Raw genomic sequence first — 13703 nt, forward strand, 5'->3', positions numbered from 1 at the left:
TATGAACAAGTTTTACCGAAACCTGGTTGTTTCCGCGGTGATGATGTTCATGTGCATAACAAGTTATGCACAGGAGCATCTCGTATCGGGAACAATTAAAGATGTATCGGGTATGGGACTACCTGGTGTAAATATCTTGATAAAGGGTACCACACGAGGTACCACTACTGATACTGAAGGAAATTTTTCGATAAGTGCTACTCCTGAAGAAGTACTTGTAATCTCTTTTATAGGGTATAATACAGAAGAGGTACCAGTAGGTACCCAAACAACTGTTGATCTTACTTTGACAGAGGATTTGCAAACGCTTAACGAAGTAGTTGTAGTTGGCTATGGTACGCAAGAGAAAAAAGTTGTAACGGCGGCTACTGTTAATGTAAAAGGTGAAGATATAGCAAATACGAATAGTCTTCGCCTTGAACAGGCACTTCAGGGCCAAACTCCTGGCGTTCAGATAAGTGCTACATCTGGTCAGCCCGGGGAGGCATTGAAGGTTCGCGTTCGTGGTACGGGCACACTCGGGGAGTCAGATCCTTTATACGTTGTTGATGGTGTTCCTACAGGCGATATATCTTACTTGAATCCGGCAAGTATTGAAAGAATAGATGTCCTTAAAGATGCTGCATCTGCTGCGATATATGGTGCCCGCGCTGCAAATGGCGTAGTATTAATCACAACAAAAAAGGGTAAGAGCGGTGGAATTCAGGTCGCAGTTGATAGTTATTACGGCATTCAGAACTTCTACAAAAAGCTGGACATGCTAGACGCTACCGAATATGCAACCATAATGAATGAAGCGCATGTTAATTCGGGACAGAATCCAGTATTTACAAGTGAAGAGATTGCTGCGATGGGCAAAGGAACAAATTGGCTTGACGAAGCAACAAACAAAAACGCTCCCATTCAGAACCATTCAATTACTGTTTCTGGCGGTAATGAGCGTTCTGTATTTTCAACAAGCGCTTCTTACTTCCAGCAGGAAGGTATCTTAGCTGGTAATCAAAACAAATCTAATTTCGAACGTTTCACCTTTACCATCAACTCGAATCATAAAGCTATAAAAGACGTAGTAACCATAGGACAAAACTTATCTTATTCAAGTGTTACCCGTCAAGGTTTAAGGGTAGGAGGTATTTACAATAACTCGCTTCGTGGTTTATTTAATACATCACCACTTTTTCCTGTTTATGATGCAAATGGTGAATTCGGAAAATCAACAGTTAGTGCTGATGAAGTTAATCCAATTGCTTCCATGTACTATCAGGATTTTAACAGAAACTATCAAGACCGTTTGTTAGGCAATATCTACACCGAGATTCAACCGGTTAAAGGTTTAGTTTTCAGATCTGATATTGGTGTAGATCTAGGTTTTGAAAACCGTAGATCATTCAATCCGATTTACAATTTATCTGCTAGTACATACAATAACATTTCAAGTGCTACACAGGGTTCGAACAGAAATGTTCGGTGGAATTGGGATAATACAATTAGGTATTCAAAAACTTTTCAGGATCATAACCTGGAGTTGCTAGTTGGAGTAACGGCACAGGAGTATACAACAACAAGAATGGATGCCACTAAACAAGGTCTTACTTTCAGTGACTTTGATCATGCATGGCTTGATAACGGAACCATTGACACGACAGTTACAGCAACAGGTGCACGCACCGAGTATGCTTTATTCTCACAATTCGGCAGGGTAAATTATAACTACCGAGAGAAGTACCTTTTTAGTGCAACAGTAAGAAGGGATGGCTCATCTAACTTCGGTCCTAATAATCGCTATGGTATATTCCCTTCAGTTTCTGCAGGTTGGGTATTAACAGAAGAGGAGTTCTTGAAAGGTATTAGACCTTTAAACATGTTAAAACTGCGTGCTAGCTGGGGGCAGAATGGTAACGACAGAATTGAGCAGTTTGCCTACATGGCCACCCTCTCTTCTATTGACAGAGATTATTATTTTGGAAGTGGCGACACCAAGTATTTAGGTACTTCTCCTGATAAACTTGCAAACCCCGACCTTAAATGGGAAACATCGGAACAAATAGATATTGGAATTGAAGCTGAGTTGTTTGAGAAGTTCTCTGTTACTTTAGACTATTACAGAAAAACAACAAAAGACTGGTTGTTAGTGGCGCCAGTGCCTGCTATTGTTGGAACAAATCCTCCTTTTATCAATGGTGGTACCATTACAAACAAAGGTGTTGAGGTGCAGGTCGGCTACAATACAACCATAGGAGAAGTTCGTTTAGGCATAAATGCCAATGCAGCATTCAATAAAAATGAAGTAACAAGAATAAATAACAGTGAAGGCATTATACATGGTGATGCTAATCTGATCCAGGGTATAGGTGAAATAAACCGCGCACAGGTAGGCTATCCGGTAGGATACTTCTGGGGTTACCAGGTAGCAGGTATCTTCCAGAACGAAGCAGAGGTATTGTCCTACAGAAAGGGAGAAAGTTTAATTCAACCAAGTGCTAAACCTGGCGATGTTAAGTTTGTTGATAGAAATAATGACGGGGTTATAAGTGATCTTGACAAGACGATGATTGGAGATCCTAATCCGAATGTCACTTATGGCCTAAATTTCAATGCATCTTATAAAGGTTTTGATCTTTCAGTATATACTTACGGCATGGGTGGTCAGCAGAACCTGTTCGGCGTAAGAAGCATCGAACGCTGGTATAATAACTATCCAAAAGAAATTCTTGGCAGGTGGTTGGGTGAAGGTACTTCAAATTCTACGCCTCGTGTGACGTTGGGCGATGAACCTAATAAGAATTACACAAATTTTTCAGAGTTATATATCCAAGATGCGTCTTTCTTCAGATTGAAAACAATAAACATCGGGTATGATTTCAAAACGTTGTTCAGAGAAATTCCGCTGCAGAAACTAAGATTATATGTTTCTGCAAACAATCTCTTTACGATTACCAAATATAAGGGCATGGATCCTGAAGTAGGTTTTGGTGACAGAACTAATAACAGATATAACATGACTTCAGGTATGGACTTAGGGTATTATCCTCAGCCAAGAACATTCATGGTAGGTTTAAATGCTCACTTTTAATTGATATCAAAATGAAAACATATAAAATATTTGCTGCATTAAGCCTTGTAACAGCAATGTCATGCAGTGATGATTTTCTGGAAAGAGAACCGCTCACACAAAAAGCAGTAGAAACTTTTTATGCTACACCTCAAGATGCTTTAGAAGGACTTGTAGCAGCATATGATGTATTACAATCGGGCGATTATGGTCATATTCTCATGGTTTCTGAAATTGCCTCTGATAATACGTTTGGAGGAGCCGGGAAAAGTGATGGCTTTGGCCAAAATTACTGGGACTGGTTTCGCTCTGAGAACGACCTTAATGCAAATGCTTGGGCAAAGTATTATCGTGGGATTTATAGAGCGAATGTTATTCTAGCAAACCTTGAAAAAGTTCAGTGGGGTAGCCAGCAGTCATTAAAAACAAGGTATGAATCAGAAGCTAGATTTTTGCGCGCTTTCTTTTATTTCGACCTGGTACGAATGTTTGGTAATGTACCATTGATTACTGCACCATTGGAGCCAGGAGAATACGAACAACCGCAGGCAACGCCTGAGCAAGTATATAAGCAAATAGCAGAAGACTTAAAATTTGCAGCTGATAATCTTCCGGCCACTCCGTTTACCTCAATTCCTTCGACAGAATATGGACGTGTAACAAAATGGGCAGCTGAATCTTTGCTTGCGCGTGTGTTTCTGTATTACACCGGTTACTACGAGAAGTCTGATATTGAGGGCGTATTAACACGTGCTCAAATCCTCACTTATGTAGATGATGTAGTCAATAATAGCGGACATGACCTTGTTCCCGAATTTAGAAGATTATGGAGGGCTGCAAGCTGGATAGATAAGGACTACGTTGGTGAGGATAATATTGAAACAGTATTTGCAATTAAATACACTTTCAAAGGTCTTAACAACTGGAACCTTAACAGTGGTAACAGATGGCAGAAATTCCTGGGACTTCGTAATCAAAACATTTATCCATATGGAGGGGGTTGGGGCTTTTGTACTGTAACACCGGAGTTATGGAATGCCTATGATGCAAATGATACAAGAAGAACGGCAACCATTATCGATATTAAAACAGAAACTCCGGAGTTTGATGCTGGTGACCAGCGTCAATATTCTGGATATGCGCCTAAGAAATATGCTCCTACATCAGACCTTGTTATGAAAGATGGAGCCGAGGTAGTACAGCCAACCGTCGTAACCATGGGAGGAAATGATCAGATTGATTGGTTTGATGATTGGGTTATAATTCGTTTTTCAGATGTCTTGTTAATGCAGGCTGAATTACGTCTTGCAGAAGGGGGAGATGCCTTAACACCTTTGCAAAGAGTAAGAGATCGTGCTTTTGCAGGAAGTGCTCCTTCTGTAGCAGTAACGAAAGCTTCTATAATGGAAGAAAGAAGATTGGAATTTGCATTGGAAGGAATCCGTTATTGGGATTTATTACGTCAAGGTATGGATGTAGCAAAGGCAGCAATTGATAGAGATGATGCTGTAGAAGAACTAAGAGTGACATTCCGGCCTGAGACAAAAGGTTTATTCAAAATCCCTGAGACACAAATTAATCTTTCTAACAAAAAGATGAATCAAAATCCTGGATGGGAAGGTTTCTAACTCCTGTTTATCACAAACTAAAAATGGTTATGAAAAATATTAAATTCTTATTGTTGATAATCTTAGGCGTGATCGCAATGACATCATGCGAAGATGAAGCTCCTGGATTAGGAAGTGAGCTCTCAGCCTCGGAAATAGACTTTGAGGTGGTGCAGGACTATGCAAAAGATCCAGGTGGAAATACGGTAATCCTGAAAAATAATACGCCGGGCACAGTTTCGATATGGGATTATGGGACAGGGAAATCAAACAGGGTTCAAGACACGGTTCACTTTGCCTTTAAGGGTGATTATGTTATTAAATTCTCTGCTGTTACACGGGGTGGTATTGTAGAATTAGATCCGGTTACAGTTAAAGTAACAGAGGATAATTTGAATTATGTAAATGATCCTTTATGGACAGCGCTCTCCGGAGGAGTAGGAAATTCGAAGACCTGGATTCTTGATAACGGTGAATATGGATTTGCAACCGGACCGCTTTCATACGCTGATCCTTCAAGAAAACAACTTTGGGGTGATTACCAAATTAATTATGAGCCTGCTGATGTCGGACAGACAGCAGATGATATGGCCTCCGAAATGACCTTTAGTCTGGCAGGTGGTCCCTTTCTTACAACGAAAAAGCCAAATGAAGGTGTAAATGAAAGTGGTACTTATTTTCTGGATGCCAACAATCATACCTTAACAACCACCAATGCTACCATCATACGTCCTAAAGCATTTATTACCAACGCGAGCAATTGGACTTCAAACCTTAATATTCTTGAGCTTACGGGAAATCAGCTGCGTATAGCTGTATATAGAACAAATAACGAAGGACCTTGGTGGTATGTCCTTAATTATGTTTCAAAAGAATATGCAGAGAATTATGTTCCTGAAGATAAACCTGATCCTAACTTCAATCATGGAAATCAGGGGGATATATTAACAGTAAGTCATTCGAAAACCTGGAAGCTCGATCTTGAAGTTCCTTATAACTGGTCTGATCTTTCTGGGAAAATGCTCAATAACTGGTCAACGCGTTCGGATATTATGGCTACTGGATGGGCTCCCTATGGAGATGCTGATGTTCAAAATATTGATGAAGCGTCTATCACATTTGATGCGAATGGAACATTCATTGTAAAGCAGGATAATGGCACAACGCAAACTGGCACTTATGTAATTGATGAGCGTAAAAACTTAATTACCTTTAAAGATATCATGCCTTCAATACCTGTTGCTGGCTGGGTTTCAGTAACTACTACCGAGGAAAACCAATGGAAAATTGTTAAAGTTGAACGCAATGAAGTAAATGATGTGGTCACGGGAATCTGGTTTGGTAAAAGAGATCCTGCAAAAGATGAATACATGGTATTCCATTTTGTTCAGCGCTGAAAATAAAAAAAAGAAAGAGTCAAAAGTTGGCTCTTTCTTTTTTTAGTATATTCCTCTTAATCACAATTGTGATTACATTTTAATTTCAAATCTTTCTAAATGTTAAGTGTATTTGTTTTAGTACGCGTCTTGGTCGTCTCTTCCTTTTTACTTTGCATGTTCTCCTGCAATAGAGAACATTCGTCTACGCGAAGCATATATGATTTTAGCGATAACTGGAAATTCTATTTAGGCGATCTTCAGGAAGCAAAAGACACGAACTTTAACGATGACCAATGGAGGATGTTAGACCTTCCTCATGATTGGAGCATAGAAGGAAGTTTTGACGAGAATAGTCCGGCGGGTGTTGGAGGTGGAGCATTAACCGGCGGGACTGGGTGGTATAGGAAGAACTTTGTTTTACAACAAGATCTGAAAGGCAAGAAAGTCTTCCTGCAATTCGATGGTATTTATCATAACAGTGAAGTTTGGATTAATGGTAACTATTTAGGCAAGAGACCAAACGGTTACATTTCTTTCGAATATGATGTAACTCCTCACGTGAAGTTTGGTGATGCTTCAAATGTAGTTGCAGTAAAAGTAGATAATGCACAACAACCTAATTCAAGATGGTACTCGGGTTCAGGTATTTATCGTGATGTGAGGCTGGTAATTACAGACGAAGTGTACATTCCATATCACGGAACTTTTATAACAACACCTGAAGTAACAGAACAATCCGCAAAGGTTAAAATAGATATCGAGGCTTTTAATGCATCAGGAGCAGAGAAACAGGTTGACGTTACTACCTCTTTTTATTCATTCGATAATAAAGAAATAACTAAAGTTAAAAGTGAATATACTATTCAAGCTAATAAAATAATTACCATTAGCCAGGAAGGAAATATCGATCGACCAAAGTTATGGTCTATAGAATCACCGAACAGATACAAAGCGATTACGCAAATTGAAAATAACGGCAAATTGTTGGATGAGTATGTAACTACGTTTGGCATTCGCACCTTCTCTTTTGATTCAGCCAAAGGATTTACCCTGAATAGCAAACCCCTTAAGATTAAGGGTGTATGCTTACATCACGACCTTGGATGCCTTGGTGCTGCTTTCCATGTACGTGCCGCACAAAGACAACTCGAAATTATGAGGGAGATGGGCGTAAATGCAATACGAACTTCTCACAATCCACCTGCGCCTGGGCTTCTTGAGTTGTGCGATAGCATGGGTTTTATTGTCATGGATGAGATGTTTGACATGTGGAAGAAGAAAAAGACTGATTATGATTATAGTTTAAACTGGGATGATTGGCATAAAAAAGACCTTGAAGATTTTGTGAAGCGTGATAGGAACCATCCTTCTGTTATGATATGGAGTATTGGTAATGAGATTGGCGAACAATATGATTCGACAGGAACTGCCATAGCCACAGAACTTGCAGGTATAGTAAGAGCACTCGATAGAACAAGACCTATTACCGCAGCTAATAATCAGACGAAGAATAATTACATTATAAAATCGGGTTCACTTGATTTGATTGGATATAACTACCATCACTCGCAATATGAGGATTTTCCAAAAGATTATCCGGGTAAGAAGTTTATTGCCGCCGAGACTACTTCTGCACTCGCAACACGCGGTCATTATGATATGCCTTCTGATAGTATCAGAAGATGGCCTATAAGGTGGGATGAAGTCTTTACTAAAGGTAATCCTGATAATACTGTGTCAGCTTATGATAACGTAAGCGCACCATGGGGTTCGACTCACGAAGAAACATGGAAAATTGTAAAGAAGCATGGTTTTCTTTCGGGTATGTTCATTTGGACTGGTTTTGATTACTTAGGAGAACCCACCCCTTATATCTGGCCCTCACGAAGTTCATACTTCGGAGTAGTAGACCTGGCTGGATTTCCAAAAGATGCCTATTACATGTACCAATCCGAATGGACGGAAAAACCTGTTCTTCATGTGTTCCCTCATTGGACCTGGAAGCGAGGTCAGCTTGTAGACGTTTGGGCATATTATAACCAGGCTGATGAGGTTGAATTGTTTGTCAATGACGAGAGTCAAGGTGTTAAGAAGAAGACAGGGGAGGACTTATATGTAATGTGGCACCTTGCGTTCAAGCCTGGAGTTTTAAAGGCAATATCTCGTAAGAATGGAAAAGAGATAATGGTGAAGGAAATAAGAACCGCAGGAGAGCCATGGGCTTTAAAGCTCATTGCGGATCGATCATCTGTAGCTGCAGGTGGTAAAGATCTTTCGTTTATTACAGTCCAGGTATTGGATAAGGATGGCAATATCGTACCTCATGCCGACAATCTTATTAAGTTTAATCTTACAGGAGGAGGAAATATTATAGGTGTTGATAATGGTAATCCTGTAAGTCATGAATCATTTAAGGCAAGGGAAAGGAAAGCTTTTAACGGATTGGCTTTAGCAGTTGTTCAATCTTCTAAAGAAAAGAACATGTTAACATTTTCAGCATCTGCTGCTGGTTTAGAGGGAGCATCCATTCAAATCAAAGTTGAATAAGTGAGTATTTTAGAAAAGTATCATGAGATTATCATCCATAAAGATTTATCTGTTTATTTCTTTTTTTACAACAACAGGTTTCACACAACCTATAAAAGATAGACCTCTTGAATTGTGGTTTAAGCGACCTGCAAGCGAATGGAATGAAGCCTTACCTGTAGGTAATGGAAGATTAGGCGCAATGGTCTTTGGTGATGTACATTCTGAAAGACTTCAGCTCAACGAGAGTTCTGTGTGGAGCGGCTCTCCCGCAGATTTTGTCAACCCTAAGGCTAAGGAATCGCTGAGCGAGATCAGAAGGCTGCTTTTCGAAGAAAAATATGTAGAAGCTGATGAGCTTGCATCAAACGCGATGATGGGGGATAAGCGTGTAGAGAGTTCTTATCAGACATTAGGTGATTTGAAATTGAATTTTAAATACGCAAGTAGTGCTCTTGCTGATTACAAACGGAATTTAAATATAAGTAACGCGATCGCAAGTGTGAACTATTCAATAGACGATGTCACATATACGAGAGAAGTGTTTTCAAGTGCTCCTGATCAGGTAATAGTAGTACGACTGAGTGCGAGCAAACAGAAATCAATTTCGTTTATACTCTCCCAGTCCCGGACAGGAGATAAAGCAAAGTTTACAATAGATAATAAAATCTTGTACATGCGAGAGCACGTTAATAGTGGATCGGGTGTTAAGCTGGTAAGCGCATTGAAGGTGATTAACGAGGGAGGAGTAGTAAATTATCTTGGAGATTCGATCCAGGTTAAGGAAGCTGACAATGTAACAATACTTATTTCTGCTGCTACTAATTATAAACAGAAGGATTATGAAGAATATGCGTTAAGATATCTTAATAATGCCGCAAAGCTTTCTTATTTAAAGTTGAAGGAAAGGCATATAACAGATTATCAAAAATACTTTAACAGGGTTTCGTTTTCCCTTGGGGCAAATGATACAGTCAATGTGCCTACAGACGTAAGGTTATCACGAGTGAAAAAAGGCCATACTGATCCTGGTCTCATTACCTTATACTATCAATTTGGTCGTTATCTGCTTATCAGCAGTTCAAGGCCCGGCGGGTTGCCTGCTAACTTACAGGGTATATGGGCTGATGGTCTTAACCCCCCATGGAGTGCTGATTACCATATTAACATTAATATACAGATGAACTACTGGTTGTCTGAATTAACCAATCTTTCTGAACTACACGAACCATTTTTAAAGTTTATCGATGCACTGCGTGAAGATGGAAGAAAGACAGCGAAGGAAATGTACGGCATAGAAGGAGCTGTGGCACACTTTACAACCGATGCTTGGCGTTTTACAGAGACATATGGCGAACCAAAGTGGGCGATGTGGCCAATGGGCCTTGCATGGAGTGCGCAGCATCTATGGGAGCACTATCTTTTTACAAAGGACTTAAAATATTTGCGGGAGCTTGCGTACCCAGCAATGAAAGATGCTGCAGAGTTTTGTAAAAATTGGCTAGTCGAAGATCCCTCATCAGGATATCTTGTTTCAGGTCCTTCTATTTCTCCTGAGAACACGTTTAAGACACCAGAAGGAAAGGTAGCCACTATGGTAATGGGGCCGACAATGGATCATATGATCATTCGTGAATTGCTTACGAATACAATTGACGCAGCTGAGATTCTTAAAGTTGACGAAAAATTTAGAGAATCTCTCCGGCAGGTAAGAGAAAGGCTCACACCGACTCGTGTCGGCAAGGATGGAAGGATACTTGAATGGACAAAAGAATTTGAAGAACCTGAACCTGGGCATAGACACATCTCGCATTTATATGGACTGCATCCAGGCAAGGAATTAACAAAAGATTCATTATTGTTAAAGGCAGCACGTAAAACTATAGATTACAGATTAGCACATGGAGGTGGACATACAGGTTGGAGTAGGGCTTGGATTATTAATTTCTTTGCACGTCTTCACGACGGAGAATTGGCTTATGAAAACCTAATGGCTCTCCTTCAAAAATCAACATTGCCGAACCTTTTTGATACGCATCCACCGTTTCAAATTGATGGTAATTTTGGTGCAACTGCAGGTATTACTGAAATGTTATTGCAAAGTCACAATGATGAGATTTTATTACTTCCTGCTCTTCCTAAAGCATGGGAGAATGGAAGCATTTACGGTATTTGCGCACGAGGTGGTCTTGTTGTTGACCTTGATTGGAAGCAAGGAAAGCTCGACCAGGTTTCTATTTTATCTAAAACGGGAGGCGTTTTCCGTATCCGATATGGCTCTCAAATTAAAGAGATGGATGCCGTCAAAGGAAAGCGGTATAAGCTTAATGGACAGTTACATTAATAAATTTACCATCAATATTATTTGATAGTAAATTTATTTGTTAAAGTTTGGTCGCCTGTTTTAAACTCAACAAGATAGAGGCCCGGTGTGAAGCTGGTAATATCAATTTTCTTCAATGCTTCTTTGCTGATTTTCTCAAACTTTTTTATCACCCGTCCACTACTATCGCGGATAGTCAGTGTGTTGTCTTTTTTATAATATTTCTCAGGTAGCTGTATACTCAAAACTCCATCTACAGGGTTAGGGAATATGTTAAGTGATTCTTTATCTGTTTTTTCGATGCTGTTGATCACTGCCGTTGTAAAATTAAACCAGTTTATATTAAATTCTGGCTGTAATATGGTTACACGTAGAACAGAGGCTCCCGAATCTAACTTCATCGTAGTGCTAATTGTTTTCCATAATTGCCAGCCTCCCGTTACAGGTACCTCCAAGGTAGCGGTGTTTAGAACTTTGTTGTCTTTTGAAAGTTGTTTGATTTCTATTTTTCCAGCCTGATTGTTACATGCTATTCTTGCTTCTAGTTTGTACAAGCCGTCTCTATCTACCCTGACGTTATACTCCAAATAATCTCCTGCACTAGTGTAGCCTGCATTTTGTCCTCCTCCTGTATCGCTCGTAATTTCAAATTGAAGGCCTTGATTAATAATATAATTTTCGGCTTCCAGTTTTCCCGGTACCGGCCAATGAAATGGTAACGTATTTAATACTTGAAGATCTGAGAACTTTTCCAATGAAGTACCATCAATTCCCTTAACCTTACTTCCACTGTAATTAATTTTTAATACGTCCGCATCGGAAATTTTACTGCCAATGGTAATTAGTAAGTTTTCGTTTGTTACATCCGTTGTTACCTGCTGAATCGCTGAAGTCTTTCCATTAACCATCAAAGTAAATTCATCTGATGAAACAGTAGCAGGGTTAACGCTCTTATTAAGGGCTATACGTACAATACCTTGCTCGCTTTCTGTATGTGCTGAAACAGCGCGTAGTGATATTTCAGCTGCCTTTTTGGAAATGGCAAATTTTAAATAGGTAACATTTGCTCCTCCCTTTTGAAAGTATACTTTAATTTTTTGTTGCCCTTTGTAAAGAATAAGATCACTTATAACAAGATCTGTAAAATTTGTATAGCCTCCGGTTGATGGTAAAGTTTTTATAGGAGTCTTTTCAATATTATTTACAAAGATTCTGATTGCAGGGTTTGCATTTGGTGAAGCGTAACGGATGTTAACGTTGTAGGCTGCGGAGGAGTCGACGTCAACAGTATATTGAAGCCACTCGCCATCAGCGGTCCATCCAACCTGAAATCCATTTCCTCCATTATCAGAAGTAGGTTGAATGTCGACACCATCATTTCGATAGCTCCAACCATTATTCCAGTTTGAATAGCCACTACCTGTAGAGACGTGGTAAGTTGCAGTGTCAATGTCAACATAGGCTTTACCGTAACGACCTAAATCATAGTCTGAAGCATTTACAATTCCTGGAATTTTGTGATGCTTAAAAGGAATCGTGCTGTTATCATGGACTTGTCTGAACATCGCATCAACTACATCCTTACGATAAATATTATTTTCAATTTTCAAGTTTTCTGCTAATTGCATTAAAGCACCTTTTGCTTCCTGAGGAGAGGGTTTAACGCCTCCGTTTTTCCAATAGTTTAAAAGCTTTTCATATCCCTCATTCTTTACAATAGTAAGCGGATTAACAACAGAGTTTACCTTTTTCATAGGCCACCAGGCCCAGCCAACATGGTTGTTTTCCATTAACGCAATTGCGTTTCTGAACCATACGTTTGAATTCTCTCCGGACTCACCTAACCAAAGTGGTACATTGTACTGGTCTCTGAGATTTATGAAATTCTGTAAAGAGTTTTGGTCATTATAATTCCAATATTTATGGAAGCTAAGTGCTATGTTGTCATCCCAGTAAGGAAGAAGTCCGTTATGGTTATTTGCCCAGCAATTGCCTTCAATAAAAATAAGATGGTTCTTATCAACTTCACGAATCGCTGTAGTTATATCAATAAGCAATTTTTTTAGAGGAGCGTTATTTTGTTCATCGCAACCATTTTTGTTATTGCCTTCAAAGGGCCAGTTGGTTTCATTAATCAGATCATAGCCACCTATCCACTTTTCATTTGCGTAGCGCTCTGCCAGTTTGCGCCATAATGCTATTGTCTTTTGTTTGTTTTCTTCGCTCTGCCATAATGAAGGTTTTGTAACGTCATAGTCGGAAATGGCCGCATCATTTCCTTGTCCTCCGGGTGCTGCATGTAGGTCGAGGATCAGATACATGTTATTGGCTTTACACCATTCCAATAAATTATCGGTTAATTGAAATCCCTTCTCCAGCCATGTATGTTGTCCTTTTACCGGTTCTTTTTCAATTGGTAAAGTGAAAAGGTTATAGTGCATCGGCAATCTGACTGAGTTAAACCCCCAGGAGGCTAATGAATCTATATCTCTTTTTGTGCAATGGTTTTTCAGCCATGCTTCATAAAATTCATTTGTGCTTGCTTCTCCTACTAATTCAGCAATTCTGGCCCTGATTTGATGTTGAGGATTTGCAAATCCATTAGTTTCGAGCATATAACCTTCTTGTAGCATCCAGCCGCCCAATCCCATACCTCTTAAAATCACTTCTTTGCCATTTGCATCAACAATTTGTTTCCCGCTGCGATGAAGAAATTGAGAAAAACTTTCATTTATAATGATCAAAAACAAAAGGAGGAAGCCACAAAAGGCACGTAGGGTGTTGTTCATCATACTTTTTAAGTGCAATTCTTTACT

The 13703-nt window shown here is 39.5% G+C and carries 6 protein-coding genes; 5 read left to right on the forward strand and 1 reads right to left on the reverse strand.

The window, feature by feature from the left end; genetic code table 11:
• Window position 1: 1 nt before the first annotated feature.
• The 5 genes from KK060_RS02725 to KK060_RS02745 all read left to right on the forward strand — a co-directional run bounded on the left by KK060_RS02725 (window position 2) and on the right by KK060_RS02745 (window position 10908).
• Window positions 2-3073 carry a SusC/RagA family TonB-linked outer membrane protein gene (locus tag KK060_RS02725; RefSeq protein WP_254151931.1) on the forward strand — a complete coding sequence of 1024 codons (3072 nt, stop codon included), beginning with the start codon at window positions 2-4 and terminating at the stop codon, window positions 3071-3073.
• 11 nt (window positions 3074-3084) lie between these two features.
• A complete protein-coding gene (locus KK060_RS02730) occupies window positions 3085-4680 on the forward strand; it encodes a RagB/SusD family nutrient uptake outer membrane protein (protein ID WP_254151933.1) in 1596 nt (531 codons plus the stop codon).
• Window positions 4681-4709: 29 nt separating this feature from the next.
• Window positions 4710-6056: a hypothetical protein gene (locus KK060_RS02735; RefSeq protein WP_254151935.1), complete on the forward strand. Its 1347-nt coding sequence runs from the start codon at window positions 4710-4712 to the stop codon at window positions 6054-6056.
• Window positions 6057-6212: 156 nt separating this feature from the next.
• Window positions 6213-8585, forward strand: coding sequence for a beta-galactosidase GalB (gene galB, locus KK060_RS02740; protein ID WP_254151937.1), 2373 nt, complete (start codon window positions 6213-6215; stop codon window positions 8583-8585).
• A 22-nt stretch (window positions 8586-8607) separates the two neighbouring features.
• Entirely contained in the window at window positions 8608-10908 is a 2301-nt protein-coding gene (locus KK060_RS02745) for a glycoside hydrolase family 95 protein (RefSeq protein WP_254151939.1), read from the forward strand.
• Window positions 10909-10925: 17 nt separating this feature from the next.
• Here KK060_RS02745 and KK060_RS02750 read toward each other — a convergent pair whose 3' ends face one another.
• Window positions 10926-13679 carry a carbohydrate-binding protein gene (locus KK060_RS02750; protein WP_254151940.1) on the reverse strand — a complete coding sequence of 918 codons (2754 nt, stop codon included), beginning with the start codon at window positions 13677-13679 and terminating at the stop codon, window positions 10926-10928.
• Window positions 13680-13703 lie beyond the last annotated feature (24 nt).

It is taken from the genome of Chryseosolibacter indicum (assembly GCF_018598585.1).
Classification (GTDB): domain Bacteria; phylum Bacteroidota; class Bacteroidia; order Cytophagales; family Cyclobacteriaceae; genus Chryseosolibacter; species Chryseosolibacter indicus.